Origin of the sequence: Nocardioides pini (assembly GCF_026712185.1) — a bacterium.
Taxonomy (GTDB): Bacteria; Actinomycetota; Actinomycetes; order Propionibacteriales; family Nocardioidaceae; genus Nocardioides; species Nocardioides pini.
In genome coordinates this window covers 377,950-392,727 of sequence record NZ_JAPPUX010000004.1, presented here as the reverse complement: position 1 = coordinate 392,727, position 14,778 = coordinate 377,950, and the positions used below count along the sequence as shown (strand labels likewise).

Annotated in this window: 15 protein-coding genes; 13 read left to right on the top strand and 2 right to left on the bottom strand. The window is 72.1% G+C overall.

Annotated features, from left to right (window positions below; translation table 11 throughout):
- Positions 1 to 57 precede the first annotated feature (57 nt).
- The 8 genes from pyrH (at position 58) to NYO98_RS15215 (ending at position 6,623) form a co-directional block, all read left to right on the top strand.
- Entirely contained in the window at positions 58 to 777 is a 720-nt protein-coding gene (gene pyrH / locus NYO98_RS15250) for a UMP kinase (RefSeq protein ID WP_268112593.1), read from the top strand.
- Positions 778 to 840: 63 nt separating this feature from the next.
- A complete protein-coding gene (gene frr, locus NYO98_RS15245; protein ID WP_268112897.1) occupies positions 841 to 1,395 on the top strand; it encodes a ribosome recycling factor in 555 nt (184 codons plus the stop codon).
- A gap of 11 nt (positions 1,396 to 1,406) precedes the next feature.
- On the top strand, positions 1,407 to 2,303 hold the full coding sequence (locus NYO98_RS15240) for a phosphatidate cytidylyltransferase (protein WP_268112592.1): 897 nt from the start codon (positions 1,407 to 1,409) through the stop codon (positions 2,301 to 2,303).
- The gene (locus NYO98_RS15235) at positions 2,303 to 3,085 is read left to right on the top strand and encodes an SDR family oxidoreductase (protein WP_268112591.1); all 783 of its coding nucleotides are present in this window, start codon (positions 2,303 to 2,305) and stop codon (positions 3,083 to 3,085) included. The genes NYO98_RS15240 and NYO98_RS15235 overlap by 1 nt, the downstream gene beginning before the upstream one ends.
- A gap of 7 nt (positions 3,086 to 3,092) precedes the next feature.
- Positions 3,093 to 3,605, top strand: a complete 513-nt coding sequence (locus tag NYO98_RS15230) for a histidine phosphatase family protein (protein WP_268112590.1) — start codon at positions 3,093 to 3,095, stop codon at positions 3,603 to 3,605.
- 76 nt (positions 3,606 to 3,681) lie between these two features.
- Positions 3,682 to 4,029 (top strand): hypothetical protein, encoded by a 348-nt coding sequence (locus tag NYO98_RS15225; RefSeq protein WP_268112589.1) that lies wholly within the window; start codon positions 3,682 to 3,684, stop codon positions 4,027 to 4,029.
- Positions 4,030 to 4,075: 46 nt separating this feature from the next.
- On the top strand, positions 4,076 to 5,212 hold the full coding sequence (gene rlmN, locus NYO98_RS15220) for a 23S rRNA (adenine(2503)-C(2))-methyltransferase RlmN (protein WP_268112588.1): 1,137 nt from the start codon (positions 4,076 to 4,078) through the stop codon (positions 5,210 to 5,212).
- Between the two features lie 193 nt (positions 5,213 to 5,405).
- A complete protein-coding gene (locus tag NYO98_RS15215) occupies positions 5,406 to 6,623 on the top strand; it encodes a glycosyltransferase family 4 protein (RefSeq protein WP_268112587.1) in 1,218 nt (405 codons plus the stop codon).
- Here NYO98_RS15215 and NYO98_RS15210 read toward each other — a convergent pair.
- Together NYO98_RS15210 and NYO98_RS15205 are read right to left on the bottom strand one after the other, a co-directional pair.
- Complete coding sequence (locus NYO98_RS15210; protein ID WP_268112586.1) at positions 6,601 to 7,695, bottom strand: LOG family protein; 1,095 nt, start codon at positions 7,693 to 7,695, stop codon at positions 6,601 to 6,603. The two genes, NYO98_RS15215 and NYO98_RS15210, sit on opposite strands and share 23 nt — an antisense overlap.
- A 72-nt stretch (positions 7,696 to 7,767) precedes the next feature.
- On the bottom strand, positions 7,768 to 8,673 hold the full coding sequence (locus tag NYO98_RS15205; protein WP_268112585.1) for a serine protein kinase RIO: 906 nt from the start codon (positions 8,671 to 8,673) through the stop codon (positions 7,768 to 7,770).
- 192 nt (positions 8,674 to 8,865) lie between these two features.
- Here NYO98_RS15205 and NYO98_RS15200 point away from each other — a divergent pair, with 192 nt between their 5' ends.
- From NYO98_RS15200 to ispG, 5 genes are all read left to right on the top strand, one after another.
- Complete coding sequence (locus tag NYO98_RS15200) at positions 8,866 to 10,308, top strand: M1 family metallopeptidase (RefSeq protein ID WP_268112584.1); 1,443 nt, start codon at positions 8,866 to 8,868, stop codon at positions 10,306 to 10,308.
- Positions 10,308 to 10,916, top strand: coding sequence for a hypothetical protein (locus NYO98_RS15195; RefSeq protein WP_268112583.1), 609 nt, complete (start codon positions 10,308 to 10,310; stop codon positions 10,914 to 10,916). Before NYO98_RS15200 ends, NYO98_RS15195 begins: the two co-directional genes overlap by 1 nt.
- 47 nt (positions 10,917 to 10,963) lie before the next feature.
- A complete protein-coding gene (gene dxr, locus NYO98_RS15190; protein WP_268112582.1) occupies positions 10,964 to 12,049 on the top strand; it encodes a 1-deoxy-D-xylulose-5-phosphate reductoisomerase in 1,086 nt (361 codons plus the stop codon).
- Between the two features lie 31 nt (positions 12,050 to 12,080).
- A complete protein-coding gene (locus NYO98_RS15185; RefSeq protein ID WP_268112581.1) occupies positions 12,081 to 13,427 on the top strand; it encodes a M50 family metallopeptidase in 1,347 nt (448 codons plus the stop codon).
- A gap of 159 nt (positions 13,428 to 13,586) precedes the next feature.
- The gene (gene ispG / locus NYO98_RS15180; protein ID WP_268112580.1) at positions 13,587 to 14,738 is read left to right on the top strand and encodes a flavodoxin-dependent (E)-4-hydroxy-3-methylbut-2-enyl-diphosphate synthase; all 1,152 of its coding nucleotides are present in this window, start codon (positions 13,587 to 13,589) and stop codon (positions 14,736 to 14,738) included.
- The last annotated feature ends 40 nt before the right edge of the window (positions 14,739 to 14,778 follow it).

The following is a 14,778-nucleotide window of genomic DNA, read 5'->3' as shown; positions in this document are numbered from 1 at the left end:
CGCCGACCCCGCGGGCCGGTAGGTTTCGGATGACCCACCCAGTTTGGCTGTGAAGGGATGCACGTGGCCTACAAGCGAGTCCTGCTCAAGCTCTCCGGTGAAGTGTTCGGCGGAGGTGAGGTGGGGTTGGACCTCGACGTCATCAACGCCCTGGCCGGCGAGGTGGCCGAGGTGGCCAAGTCGGGCGTCCAGATCGCGATCGTCGTCGGCGGAGGCAACTTCTTCCGCGGCGCCGAGCTGCAGCAGCGCGGCATGGAGCGGGCCCGCGCCGACTACATGGGCATGCTCGGCACGGTGATGAACTGCCTCGCGCTCCAGGACTTCATCGAGAAGCACGGTGTCGAGACACGCGTGCAGACGGCCATCACGATGGGCCAGGTCGCCGAGCCCTACATCCCGCGCCGCGCGATCCGGCACATGGAGAAGGGCCGCGTCGTGATCTTCGGCGCCGGTGCCGGCATGCCGTTCTTCTCCACCGACACCGTGGCCGCCCAGCGTGCGCTGGAGACGCGCTGCGAGGTGATCCTGATGGGCAAGCAGGGCGTCGACGGTGTCTACGACTCCGACCCCAAGACCAACCCGGACGCGGTGAAGTTCGACCAGCTGAGCTACGACGAGTACCTCGCGCGCGACCTCAAGGTCGCCGACGCGACCGGCATCGCCATGGCCCGTGACAACCGGATGGACATCGTCTTCTTCAACCTCTCCACGCCCGGCACGATCGGGCGCGCGGTGCGGGGTGAGAAGATTGGCACGCTGGTGAGCAGCACGGCCTGACCGGGCCGCCGCACCTGCCTGCGCCCCCAGCACCACGACGTACGAGGAGAGAGAGCAACCGTGATCAACGACGTCATGAAGGATGCCGACGCCAAGATGGGCAAGTCGGTCGAGGCGACGCGTGAGGAGTTCGCCGCCATCCGGGCCGGCCGTGCCAACCCGGCGATGTTCGCCAAGATCACGGCCGACTACTACGGCACCCAGACCCCGCTCCAGCAGCTCGCCAGCTTCACCTCGCAGGACGCCCGCACCATCCTCATCCAGCCCTTCGACATCGGCGCGATGGGCAACATCGAGCGGGCCATCCGCGACTCCGACCTCGGGGTCAACCCGGCCAACGACGGCAAGGTGCTGCGCTGTGTCTTCCCGGAGCTGACCGAGGAGCGCCGCAAGGAGTACATCAAGCTCGCCAAGGCGAAGGCCGAGGACGGCCGCGTGTCGGTGCGCAACGTGCGCCGCACCGCCAAGCAGGCGCTGGAGAAGCTCGAGAAGGACGGCGAGGTCGGCAAGGACGACGTCACGGGTGCCGAGAAGCGCCTCGACGCGGTCACCAAGACCCACACCGACAAGATCGACGAGCTGCTCAAGCACAAGGAAGCCGAGCTGCTCGAGGTCTGAGCCACCCGTCGATGACCACTCCTGACCCTCCGGCGCCGGCGCCGCAACCGAAGGCGCCCAAGGACCACGGCCGCGCCGGTCGCGACCTGCGGGCCGCCGTCCTCTCCGCGGTCATCCTCGTCGCGGCGATCCTGCTGTCGCTGCTGTTCTGGAAGCCCGCGTTCATGGGCATCGTGGCGATCGCGGTCGTCGTCGCGGTCTGGGAGCTGCACCAGGGGCTGTCGGCCAAGGGCGTCGACATCCCGGAGCAGCCGCTCATGCTCGGCGGGGTCGTGATGGTCGTCGTGGCCTACGTCTGGGGGGCGCCGGCCCTGGTCACCGCGACCGCGGTCACCGCGCTGGTCATCATGCTGTGGCTGCTGCGACGCGGGGTCGACGGCTACGTCATGAACGCGACCGCGTCGGTCTTCACGCTCGTCTACGTGCCGTTCCTGGGGTCCTTCGTGGCGCTGCTGCTCGGCGAGGGTGGCACCGCCCCCGCGTTCGGCCTCGACCTCGACGACCCCGGCGTGCGCGGCGTCATCACCTTCATCGCGATCACGGTCGCCTCCGACACCGGCGGCTACATCGCCGGCGTCCTCTTCGGCAAGCACCCGATGGCACGCGTCATCTCGCCCAAGAAGTCGTGGGAGGGCTTCGCCGGGTCGATGGTCGCCACCATCGCGGTCGGCGTCTGGCTGGTGACCACGTTCCTGGGTGGCGACTGGTGGGTCGGCGTCCTCCTCGGGGTGATCGCCGCGGTCATGGCCACGTTGGGCGACCTCTGCGAGTCGGTCATCAAGCGCGACCTCGGCATCAAGGACATGAGCCAGGTCATCCCCGGTCACGGCGGGCTGATGGACCGGCTCGACTCGCTGCTGGCCACGGTCGCGCCGATCTGGCTGGTCCTGTACTACCTGGTGTTCTGATGCGTCTGCTCGTCACGGGGGGCCGCACCGGCTACCTCGGGCGGCACGTGGTGGCCGCGGCCGCGGGCCACGACGTCGTCGCGGTCGGCTCGGCGGACGCCGACGTACGCGACCGTGCGGCCGTCGTCGCGCTCCTCGAGCGGCACCGCCCCGACGTCGTCGTCCACACGGCCTACGTCCAGTCCGACGACGAGGTCACGGCCGCCGGCGCGGCCCACGTGGCGGAGGCGTCCGCGTCGGTCGGGGCGCGGATGGTCCTGGTGTCCTCCGACGTCGTGTTCGGCGGCTCGGACCGGCCCTACGACGAGACCGCGGTTCCGGACCCGGTGTCGGCCTACGGCGCCGCGAAGGTCGCGGCCGAGACCGCCGCCCTCGCGTCCGGTCCGGACGTCGTCGTGGCCCGGACTTCGCTGATCCTCGGCGACGGGTCGTCGAAGCACGAGGAGCTGTTCCACCGGCTGGCCGGAGGTGCCGACGGAGCGCTGTTCGAGGACGAACGCCGCTGCCCGGTCCACGTCGCCGACCTGGCGCGCGCGCTCGTCGAGCTCGCCGCCCACGACGTCCGCGGCCTCCTGCACGTGGGCGGGGCCGACGCGGTGAGCAGGCTCGAGCTCGGTCGGCTCGTCGCCCTGCGCGACGGCCTCGACCCCGACGCCCTGCGCGCAGGTCGGCGGTCCGACCTCGCCGACCCCGGCCCCATCGACGTACGCCTCGACTCCACGCGTGCCGCGGCGCTGCTCGCCACCCGGCTGCGGGGCGCCCGGGAGTTCCTCGCGAGATGATGCGCGGATGACGCTCCACCTCGTCCGGCACGGTCGCCCTCTGGTCAGGCGCGGTGTCCCCGCCGCCCAGTGGGACCTCGACCCGGAGTCGTACGACGACGTGTGGGCGCTGCGGGCCTCGGGACGGCTGCCCACGGCGGCGGCCTGGTTCACCTCGCCCGAGCCCAAGGCGGTGCAGACCGCCCAGCTGCTGACGGACGGGGAGGTCGGCGTGCTCGACGAGGTCCGCGAGCACGAGCGGTCGGGGGAGTGGCTCGACGACTTCACGGGTGTCGTCCGCCGGGCGTTCGAACACCCGGAGGAGCCGGCGGCGCCCGGGTGGGAGCCCCTGGCCGTGTGCCGTGACCGGGTCGTCCCGGCCGTGCGGCGGGTGCTCGACGTGCACGGTGACGACGACGTGGTGCTGGTCGGCCACGGCACGGCCTGGACCGTCCTGGTCGCCGACCTCACCGGCCGACCACCCGACCTGCAGCGCTGGGAGTCGCTCGCGATGCCGGACGTGCTGACCGTCGAGCCCTGACCTGCCACCTGCACGGACCTCCCTGCCACCGCGTGCCCCGCGCGTCGTCCGGCACCGGAGCGCCTAGGCTGGTCGCGTGGAGACGCAAGAGCAGCAGGCGCAGGCGGTGCCGCAGGACCGGCACTTCGAGTGGTGGCACCACAGCCACCCCACCTTCGCGGGCATCACCGGGTTCTTCGCCGGGATGCTCTTCGTCACCGCCCTCCCGGGTGCCTTCGCCGGCCTGCTCCGGCTGCTGTTCGACCATGAGACGTCCGAGCAGCTGTTCCCGTTCGTGGTCCTCGCCCTGGCCCTGCCGATCGCGATGCTCGTCAAGCGCAAGACCCGGCGGTTCGCCCAGTTCATGTTCGTGGGCATGGTCGTCACCGCCCTCGTCGTCGGCGGCGTCGCCTCGCTGGTCCTCTACTTCATGGCCGACGCCTGATCCGCTGAATGGCCCCGCCGGGTGTCGGGGTGGGAGAATCGGCGGGATGTCCGAATCCACGCACGAGCCCATCAAGACGCTGCCCCTCGTCATGGAGGAGCCGCGCGGCCGCAAGAAGCCGCCGCGGCACCTCGCCGACCTCGACGAGGCCGGCCGCAAGGGGCTCCTCGAGGAGATGGGCCTGCCGGGCTTCCGCGCCAAGCAGCTCAGCAACCACTACTTCACCCGCCTGGTCGACGACCCGGAGGAGATGACGGACCTGCCGGCCGGCCAGCGCGACGACCTCGTCGCGGCGTTGCTGCCCGACCTGATGACGCCGCTGCGCACCATGGAGGCCGACCGCGGCACCACGCGCAAGACGCTCTGGAAGCTCTTCGACGGCGCCCTCGTCGAGTCGGTGCTGATGCGCTACCCCGACCGCGCCACGATGTGCGTCTCGAGCCAGGCCGGCTGCGGCATGGCGTGCCCGTTCTGCGCCACCGGGATGGGCGGCCTGCAGCGCAACATGTCGACGGCCGAGATCGTCGAGCAGGTCGTGGCCGGTGCCCGGTCCCTCGCGCGGGGCGAGGTGCCCGGCGGGCCGGGTCGTGTCTCGAACGTCGTGTTCATGGGCATGGGCGAGCCCCTCGCCAACTACAAGGCCGTCGTCGGCGCCGTACGTCGGCTCACCGACCCGTCGCCGGCAGGCCTCGGGATGAGCGCTCGCGGCGTCACCGTGTCGACGGTCGGCCTGGTCCCGCGGATCAACCAGCTCGCCGACGAGGGCATCCCCGTCACGCTCGCGCTCAGCCTGCACGCCCCCGACGACGAGCTCCGCAACGAGCTGGTGCCGATCAACACCCGCTTCTCGGTGGCCGAGACCGTCGAGGCCGCCTGGAACTACGCCGCGAAGACCAAGCGCCGGGTCTCCATCGAGTACGCCATGATGCGCGGCATCAACGACCAGGCCCATCGCGCCGACCTGCTCGCCGACGTGCTCAACTCATACGGCGACTGGGGCTGGGTCCACGTCAACCTGATCCCGCTGAACCCGATCGAGGGCTCGAAGTGGACGGCGTCCGACCCGGCCGACGAGCGGGAGTTCGTGCGCCGCCTGGAGGCCAAGGGCATCCCGACGACCGTCCGCGACACGCGCGGGCGGGAGATCGACGGCGCCTGCGGCCAGCTCGCCGCCAAGGAGTAGCGCCGGGGGTCCTCGCCCGCCTGCCCGCGGGAGTCACCGGATATCCGGTGACCGACCTGCTTACAGGTGGAGATCTGGGCCGACAAGCACGAAACCCGGGTGCACAGCTCGCAGCCGAGACGTCGCGGACCGTTCACGTGACGTCCGTCCGCGTCCGGGCGTTCGTTGCGGTGGCCTTCCTAGCGTCCGGGGCATGGACCTGCTCGAGAGGCGGCGTCGCAGCCGCACCGTCCCGGCCGTCGTCGTCCCCCTCTCGCCCGACCAGCCCCCGCCGGCCCGTGCCGGGCGGCTCCGCGTCCTGGTCGTCACCGAGTCGTTCCTGCCGCAGGTCAACGGCGTCACCAACTCCGTGCGCCGGGTGCTGGAGCACCTCGCGGCCGAGGGGCACGAGGCCGAGCTCGTCGCGCCGACCGGCCCGGCGGCCTACGCCGGCTTCCCGGTCACCCGGGCGCGCGGCGCCAGCCTGCCGTTCTACGCCGACTTCCGGATCGGTCTGGAGACCCGGCGCCGGCTGCGCGCCACCATGGAGCGCTTCCGCCCCGACGTCGTGCACCTCGCCTCACCCGCCGCGCTGGGCCTGCAGGCGGCGCGGGCCGCGCGATCGCTCGGCATCCCGACCGTGGCCATCTACCAGACCGACCTCGTGGGCTTCGCCGAGCAGTACGGCGTGCCGGGAGGAGCGCGGGCGATGGGGGCGCTGACCCGCCGGATCCACCTGGGGGTCGACCGGACGCTGGCGCCCTCCTCCGCGAGCATCGCGCAGCTCGCCGGGCTGGGCGTGGGCGCCGTCGCCCGCTGGCCGCGCGGCGTGGACCAGGTCCTGTTCGCGCCGGGTCGGCGCGACGAGGCCCTCCACGCCGAGCTGGCGCCGGACGGCAGGCTCCTGGTCGGGTACGTCGGCCGGCTGGCCGCGGAGAAGGAGCTGGAGCTGCTGGCCCACGTCGACCGGATCCCGGGCGTGCGCCTGGTGCTCGTCGGCGGCGGACCCGAGGAGGCTCGGCTGCGGGCGCTGCTCCCGGACGCGGCCTTCCTCGGCGTCCTGCACGGCGAGGAGCTCGCCCGCGCGCACGCGACGCTCGACGTCTTCGTGCACACCGGCCGCCACGAGACCTACTGCCAGTCGGCCCAGGAGGCGCTCGCGAGCGGGGTGCCGGTCGTCGCACCCCGCTCCGGCGGGCCGATCGACGTCGTGGCGGACGGGGTCGCGGGCCACCTCTACGAGCCGGGCGACGCCGACGAGCTGGTGGCTCACGTCGAGCGCCTGGCCGCGCACCCCGTGCTGCGGCGCCGGATGGCGCTCGCCGCCCGCCAGAGCGTGCAGGGGCGCACGTGGCAGGCGGTCAACGAGCTCCTCGTCGACCACTACCGCGACGTCAGCCGTCCCTCGGTCAGCCGTCGTCGCGCCGGCTGAGCGTCGTCCGCACGACCTCCACGGCCTCCTCGACGGTGTCGACGAGGTGGACGTGCGGCTCCATCACCCGCCCGTCAGCCAGCGCCCGGAGCAGCGGCCACACCGGCAGCTCCTTGGTCCAGTAGCGCCGGCCGAGCAGCACCATCGGCGCCACGGCGCTCCGGCCCGCGTAGTAGTTCTCGCAGGCGTCCTGGAAGATCTCCTGCACGGTGCCCCCCGCCCCCGGGAGGAAGACGATTCCACCGTTGCACACCTCGAGGAGCATCGCCTCGCGCTGCGCGTTGGCGAAGAACTTCGCGATCGCCGTGGCGAAGACGTTGGGCGGCTCGTGGCCGTAGTGCCACGTCGGGATGCCCAGCGACTCCCGGCCACCCGCGGTCGAGCCCACGACGTCGAGGGCGACGCGCGCCCACGCACCCACGTCGGGCTGGAAGGACGGGACCGACGCGATCCGCGCCAGCGCGTCGTCGAGGCCGTCGGGCAGGAACGCGCCGAGGTTGGCCGCCTCCATGGCGCCCGGACCGCCGCCGGTGGCCACGGTCAGGTGGTCGCCGAGCGCGTGCCCGAGACGGGCCGCGACGGCGTACGCCGGGCTGCCGCGGTCGAGGGCGTGGCCGCCCATCACGCCCACCAGCTCGCGCCCGGCCACCCAGGCGGCGAGGGCCTCGTCGACGTGGTGGTCGTGCAGCGCCATCGCGAGCGTGTCCTCGTGGCTGGTCCCGAGCCGCGACCATGCGTAGGCGCGCGCGTCGAGGGTCTCCTCGTAGCGAGGGGCGTCGTAGAGGTCGCCGGGGGAGTACAGCGTGGCGCGGTAGGTGTCGACCGGGATGCCGGGGATCTCGGGCAGCACGACCGCACCCGCACGGCGTACGGCGTCGTCGTCGCCGTCGGCGAAGTCGCACCCGAGGAACAGCGACTGACCCAGCGATAGCTCGAGCAGCTGGGGTCCACGCTCGGTCAGGTCGACCCCGACCACGCGCCACCCCGCCAGCGAGCGGGTTCCGGCGGCCAGCCTGCGGTCGAGGTCGGGGAGGGTCGTCACGTCGATGACGCGTCCGAGGGAGTGCTTCACGGTCGCCAACCTAGGGCCCCGGGCCCCGAGTCGCTGGAGGACTCGGGGCCCGGGGCCGGCTGGGCGGCTCGCTCAGAACGCGTGTGCCATGAGCTCGCCGAAGAGCTCCTGCTCGTCCACCTCGAGCCCGCGCGAGCGGAACCAGGCGCACATGTTGGCGCAGTCGCGCAGCAGGAAGTCCATCCCGCGCGGGTTGCCGACGAGGTCCACCATCTGCGGCAGGTCGATGATGACGAGCCGGTCGCCCGCCGCGAGGGTGTTGTAGGGCGAGAGGTCGCCGTGGACCAGGCCCGCCTGGACGAGCGTGGTGAGCGCGTCGCGCAGCTGGTCGTAGTACGCCTCGACCACCGCTCGCTCCGGCCGCACCTGGGCCACCCGCGGGGCGGTCTCGGTGTCGCCGTCGACGGTCACGGTGATCCACTCCATCAGGATCTCGGTCTCGTCGATCTGCACCGGGTAGGGAACGGGCAGGCCGAGCTGCCAGCAGCGGCACAGCGCGCTCCACTCCGAGATCGCCCACTCCCCGGCGGCGACCTGCTTCCCCCAGGTCGACTTGCGCTTGAGGGCGCGGTTGTCGCGGGACCGCTTCATCGAACGGCCCTCCGTGTAGGACGCGGCACGGTGGAAGGTGCGGTGGTCGGTGTCGCGGTAGCGCTTGGCGGCCATTACGACCGCCTCGTCCGGACGGTGCGGGTCCTCGCGCTCGAGCAGGTAGACGTCGGCCTCCTTGCCGGTCTTGAGGATGCCGAGCTCGGTGTCGATGGCGCCGCTGGAGGTCACGACCCAGTCGGGGCGCGGCTCGGGCCCCTTCATCAGGGCTTCGAGGTCCTGCCAGCGGGACCAGCGTTGACCCTCGCCGAGCTCGTCGGCGTAGGCGTCGTAGGTGAAGACGAACGACTCGTCGATGCCCTCGAGGGGCGAACGGTCGTCAGGCCGGAAGAAGTCCTCCGGCAGGGCTCGTGGGTACGAGTTGGTCAAGGTAGGTGCTCCGTGCGTGAGAGAGGTGGTCGGCGGGCAGGCCGAGGACAGCGATGGACATGTCACGGCTCCTCTCGTCTTCACGGCACCGGCGTGCGTCGGCACGTGGTGTGGGCGCGCGTGGTGCGCCGCGACCATGGTGGCGCGCCCGGACCGGCACCGCAACGCAATTAGGCGCGCTAGGTTCTGACGATGACCACGCGCGCGACCCGTCGCCCCCTCCTGTCCGCTGCGCTCGCGACGGCGCTGGCCGCCGGGCTGGCCGTCGGGGCCGGTGCCGTCACCGCCACCGCGGAGGCCCCGGCCGTCGACGGGGCGTCCGGCATCGGCGACCCCTACTGGCCGCTCGACGGCAACGGCGGCATCGACGTGGCCACCTACCGGATCGCCAACCGCTACGCGCTCGCGACCAAGCGGCTGAGCGGTCGCACGACGATCGAGCTGACCGCCACCCAGGACCTCGCCAGCTTCTCCCTCGACTTCCTCCTCGACGTCTCGCGGGTGACGGTCGACGGGGTGAAGGCGCGCTCCGACAAGACCGACGGCGGCCACGAGCTGCGGATCACCCCGGCCCGGACGCTCGCCGCGGGCAGCGAGCACACCGTCGTGGTGGCGTACGCCGACCACCCGGCGCGGTACTCCTACGCCGGGGAGCGCAACTGGCTGGCCTCCCGCGACGAGGTCGTCGCGATGAACGAGCCGCACATGGCACCGTGGTGGTTCCCCGCCAACGACCACCCGCTCGACAAGGCCGTCGTCGACGTCCGGATCCGCGTGCCCCACGGCCGGGAGGTCATCTCCAACGGCGAGCTGCTCGGCCGCGAGGTCGGCAGGCACTCGACCCAGTGGCACTGGCGCGCCGACGAGCCGATGGTCCCCTACCTCGCCTTCTTCGCCGCGGGTGACTTCGCCATCGAGAAGGGGAAGCACCACGGGCTGCCGTGGCTCGTCGCGGTCTCGGAGCGCCTCGGCGAGCGCGACCAGGCCGCCAGCATGCGACTGATGAGGAAGACCCCGGCGGTCGTCGCGGGCCTCGAGAAGGACCTCGGTGACTACCCGTTCTCGGTCGTCGGCGGCCTCACCACCGGCCTCGACCCGGGCTTCGCGCTGGAGAACCAGACGCGGCCCACCTACCCGGCCGTCGGCGGCAGCGCCACGAGCCTGGTCGTCCACGAGCTCGCCCACCAGTGGTTCGGCGACGACATCGCGGTCGAGCAGTGGTCCGACATCTGGCTCAACGAGGGCTTCGCCACGTTCATGGAGTGGCGCTGGGCCGAGTCGCACGGTCGCCGGTCCGCCGATGACGTGTTCCGCAGCTACTACGCCAACGTCGATGCGACGTCCGGCTTCTGGAAGGTCCCCGTGGCCGACCCCGGGGCCGACAAGGTGTTCGACGCGGCGGTCTACGGTCGCGGCGCGATGGCGCTGCAGGCGCTGCGCAACCGGGTCGGCGACGAGGCCTTCTGGCGGGTGGTCCGCACCTGGATCCGCGAGCAGCGCGGCGGCAACGGCTCGACCGCGGAGTTCGAGGAGGTCGCGGCCCGGGAGAGCGGGCAGGACCTCGCCTCGTTCTTCGACGCCTGGCTCCGCACGCCGACGAAGCCCGCCGCCACGGCCACCAACGGGCTGGGCTGATGACGAGCCGGACCGCGGGGGTGACGTGGTTCCGGGCGCCGGCCGACGGCCACCCCGGCACCCTCAACGCCTGCTACCACGCACTCGACATCCACGTCGTCCGCGGCCACGCCGACGACGTCGCGGCCCACCTCGGCGGGTCGGGCCGCACCTTCGCATCGCTCCTCACGGAGGTCGCGGCGTGCGCCGGGGTGCTGCGTGCCTTCGGCGTGGACGTCGGTGACCAGGTCGCCCTCGGCGCCGTGCCGCACGAGATCGGCGTCGTCACGGTGCTCGCCGCCGCCAGGGTCGGCGCCGTGGTGCAGTACGACGACTCGCCCGGTGCCACCGGGAAGGTGGTGGTCCGCAGCGCCACCGACGGCGTGGTCCTGTCGGCCGACGGCCAGGACCTCCCGTGGGACGTGGCGATGCGCGCCGGTCGCACCGACCCGGCCGGGTGCGCCGACGTACCCGGCGACGCCGTCCTCGCCCGGCACGGGGCGGACACCCTCACGGTCCTCGCCGCCCTCGGCGCGTCGGACGACCAGAACCTGCCGGTGCCCGACGGAGCCACGCTCGTCGAGGTCGGTGGCGTGCGCTTCTGGTCGTTCGGCGCGCCGCAGGGCTGAGCCCGGAGCGGCGCGGGCCTGCGGGCGCCGCCTGACACACTGGCGCGGTGACTGCGCGCGACATCGTGATCCTCGGCTCGACGGGGTCCATCGGCACCCAGGCGCTCGACCTCGTCCGGGCCCACCCCGACCGGTTCCGCGTGGTCGGCCTGACCGCCGGCGGGTCGAACCCCGAGCTGTTCGAGGCGCAGGTCGCCGAGTTCGCGCCGGCGTACTCCGGGCTGGGGGAGGAGGCCTCCACCGAGGCGGCCGGCCGTCCGTGCGACGTCGTGCTCAACGGCATCACCGGAGCCGTCGGCCTGCGGCCCACCCTCGCGGCCCTCGACGCAGGCACCACGCTGGCCCTCGCGAACAAGGAGTCGCTCATCATCGGCGGCCCCCTCGTGAAGGAGCGCGCTCGACCGGGGCAGATCGTGCCGGTGGACTCCGAGCACAGCGCCATCGCCCAGAGCCTCCGGGCCGGCTCGGCCGAGGAGGTGCGACGCCTCGTCCTCACCGCGTCCGGCGGCCCGTTCCGCGGCCGCACGGCCGACGAGCTCGCCGACGTCACCCCCGACCAGGCGCTCGCACACCCGAACTTCGCGATGGGCCGTGTGATCACCACCAACTCCGCGACGCTGGTCAACAAGGGCCTCGAGGTCATCGAGGCGCACCTGCTCTTCGACATCCCCTTCGACCGCATCGACGTCGTCGTCCACCCGCAGCAGCTCATCCACTCGATGGTCGAGTTCGTCGACGGCGCGGTGGTGGCCCAGCTCGGCCTGCCCACCATGCTGGTCCCGATCTCCCTCGGGATGGGCTGGCCCGACCGCGTCCCCGACGCCGAGACGCCGATCGACTGGACCAGGGCGGCCGACTGGCGCTTCGAGCCGCTCGACGACGCGGTCTTCCCGGCCGTCACCCTCGCCCGGGCGGCGGGGGAGCGCGGCGGCACCGCACCCGCCGTCTACAACGCCGCGAACGAGGTCGCGGTCGACGCCTTCCACGAGGGCCGGATCCGGTTCCCCGACATCGTCGCGGCGGTGGCACACGTCCTGGACCGCCACGACGTACCATCGAAGGAGCACCTCACCGTCGACGACGTCCTCGCCGCGGACGCCTGGGCACGAGCCGAGGCCGCAGCCCTCATCTGACGTCCCAGCCCCGAGAAGGACCTCCACGCACATGTCCGCCCTGCTCTACACCCTGGGTGTCGTCGCCTTCGTCCTGGCGATCCTCCTCTCGATCGGGCTGCACGAGTTCGGCCACCTCGTGCCGGCGAAGAAGTTCGGCTGCAAGGTGCCGCAGTGGTTCATCGGCTTCGGGCCGACCGTGTGGAGCAAGCAGATCGGTGACACCGAGTACGGCGTCAAGGCGATCCCGCTCGGCGGCTACGTCAAGATCGTCGGGATGCTGCCCCCGGGCGCGGAGGACCTCGTCGAGGAGACGACGTACGACGAGGACGGCGAGCCGGTGCACCGGGTGCGGCGCTCGAACACCGGGCTCTTCACCCAGCTGATCTCCGACGCGCGCGCCGCGGAGTGGGAGTACGTCAAGCAGCACGACACCGACCGGCTCTTCTACCGCCTGGCGTGGTGGAAGAAGGTGATCGTCATGGCCGGCGGGCCGATGGTCAACATCGCCATCGCGTTCGGCCTCTTCGCCGTGCTCTTCGCGACCTACGGCAACCCGCGCGACGAGGTCGTCGAGCCGGTCGTCGCCGCCGTGCCCGCGTGCGTGGTGCCCGTCGAGGAGCAGGGACGCGCCTGCACGGCCGACGACCCGCCGACCCCGGCGAAGGAGGCCGGGATCCGGGCCGGCGACGAGATCCTCAGCTTCAACGGCACGCCGTTCCGCGACTGGGACAGCTTCCAGTCGCAGATCCGCGCCAACGCCGACGGCGACGCCGTCATCGAGGTGCAGCGCGGCGACGAGCGGCTCACCCTGACCACCAACACCACCGTCACCCTGCGCCAGACCTCGATCGAGGACCGGACCCTCACCGAGGTCGGCTTCCTCGGCGTGCAGCCGGAGACCCGCTTCGAGACCGGCGGGCTGCTCTACACCGCGGAGCAGATGGAGACGATGACCGTCGAGACGGTCCAGGCCCTCGGCCAGCTGCCGGTCAAGGTCTACGAGGTCGGCCGTGCCATCGTCGGGCTGCAGGAGCGCGACCCCGAGAGCCCGGTGTCGATCGTGGGCGGCGGGCGCTTCGCCGGCGAGGCGGCGGCCAGCGAGGCCTTCCCCCTGACAGAGAAGGTCGTCACGCTGCTGTTCCTCATCGCGAGCTTCAACTTCTTCATCGGCATGTTCAACTTCGTGCCGCTGCTGCCTCTCGACGGCGGCCACATCGCCGGTGCCCTCTACGAGGGGCTCAAGCGCGGCATCGCCCGGCTCCTCGGCCGCCCGGACCCCGGGCACGTCGACGTCGCCAAGCTCCTGCCGGTGGCGTACGTCGTGGGGCTCGCCATGCTGGTGATGGGCGTGGTCCTCATCGTCGCCGACATTGTCGTGCCCCTCCGCCTGAGCTGACCCACCGCACCCGGCCGGGTGGGGCGCGGGCAAAGTTTCCGCAACCTCCTGAGCGGTCGCGCTCGCCGTGCGATCCTGCGGGAGGCGTCGCTGCCCGGGCGTGCGCGGGAGGCGTGCCCGAGCAGCGGTGCCCTGCTGCCCGGCCCGTACGATGAGCCCATGACTTCCGTCGGCCTGGGCATGCCCGCCCTCCCGCCCCCCGTCCTGGCCCCCCGCCGCAAGACCCGCCAGATCAAGGTGGGCTCGGTGGGCGTCGGCAGCGACTCGCCGATCTCGGTCCAGTCGATGACGACCACGCTGACCTCCGACGTCAACGCGACCCTCCAGCAGATCGCCGAGCTGACGGCCACCGGCTGCGACATCGTGCGGGTGGCCTGCCCGAGCCAGGACGACGCCGACGCGCTCCCGCAGATCGCCCAGCACTCGCAGATCCCGGTGATCGCCGACATCCACTTCCAGCCGAAGTACGTCTTCGCGGCCATCGACGCCGGCTGTGCCGCCGTCCGGGTCAACCCCGGCAACATCCGCAAGTTCGACGACCAGGTCAAGGAGATCGCGAGGGCTGCCAAGGACCGCGGCACCTCGATCCGGATCGGCGTCAACGCCGGGTCGCTCGACAAGCGGATCCTCGACAAGTACGGCAAGGCCACGCCCGAGGCGCTCGTCGAGTCCGCGGTGTGGGAGGCCAGCCTCTTCGAGGAGCACGACTTCCACGACTTCAAGATCTCGGTCAAGCACAACGACCCGGTCGTCATGGTCCGCGCCTACGAGCTGCTCGCCGAGGCCGGTGACTGGCCCCTGCACCTCGGCGTCACCGAGGCGGGCCCCGCCTTCCAGGGCACCATCAAGTCGGCCGTCGCGTTCGGCCACCTGCTGGGCCAGGGGATCGGTGACACGATCCGCGTCTCGCTGTCCGCGCCCCCGGTGGAGGAGGTCAAGGTCGGCCTGCAGATCCTCGAGTCGCTCAACCTCAAGCCGCGCCGCCTCGAGATCGTCTCCTGCCCGTCCTGCGGCCGCGCCCAGGTCGACGTCTACAAGCTCGCCGAGGAGGTCACGGCCGGGCTCGACGGACTCGAGGTGCCCCTGCGCGTCGCCGTCATGGGCTGCGTGGTCAACGGGCCGGGCGAGGCGCGCGAGGCCGACCTCGGTGTCGCCTCCGGCAACGGCAAGGGCCAGATCTTCGTCAAGGGCGAGGTCATCAAGACCGTCCCCGAGTCGCAGATCGTGGAGACCCTGATCGAGGAGGCCATGCGCATCGCCGAGGGCATGGAGCCGATCGAGGGTGCCGAGGCCAGCGTCAGCGTCAGCTGACCACAGGGCGACCGCGACGCGACAGCGCGACCGGCGCACC

What these genes read in the sequence shown, in the direction of transcription:
- pyrH (WP_268112593.1), top strand. Translation starts at nt 58, where the DNA reads ATGCACGTGGCCTACAAGCGAGTCCTGCTCAAGCTCTCCGGTGAAGTG.
- NYO98_RS15240 (WP_268112592.1), top strand. Translation starts at nt 1,407, where the DNA reads ATGACCACTCCTGACCCTCCGGCGCCGGCGCCGCAACCGAAGGCGCCC.
- NYO98_RS15235 (WP_268112591.1), top strand. Translation starts at nt 2,303, where the DNA reads ATGCGTCTGCTCGTCACGGGGGGCCGCACCGGCTACCTCGGGCGGCAC.
- NYO98_RS15230 (WP_268112590.1), top strand. Translation starts at nt 3,093, where the DNA reads ATGACGCTCCACCTCGTCCGGCACGGTCGCCCTCTGGTCAGGCGCGGT.
- rlmN (WP_268112588.1), top strand. Translation starts at nt 4,076, where the DNA reads ATGTCCGAATCCACGCACGAGCCCATCAAGACGCTGCCCCTCGTCATG.
- NYO98_RS15215 (WP_268112587.1), top strand. Translation starts at nt 5,406, where the DNA reads ATGGACCTGCTCGAGAGGCGGCGTCGCAGCCGCACCGTCCCGGCCGTC.
- NYO98_RS15200 (WP_268112584.1), top strand. Translation starts at nt 8,866, where the DNA reads ATGACCACGCGCGCGACCCGTCGCCCCCTCCTGTCCGCTGCGCTCGCG.
- NYO98_RS15195 (WP_268112583.1), top strand. Translation starts at nt 10,308, where the DNA reads ATGACGAGCCGGACCGCGGGGGTGACGTGGTTCCGGGCGCCGGCCGAC.
- NYO98_RS15185 (WP_268112581.1), top strand. Translation starts at nt 12,081, where the DNA reads ATGTCCGCCCTGCTCTACACCCTGGGTGTCGTCGCCTTCGTCCTGGCG.
- ispG (WP_268112580.1), top strand. Translation starts at nt 13,587, where the DNA reads ATGACTTCCGTCGGCCTGGGCATGCCCGCCCTCCCGCCCCCCGTCCTG.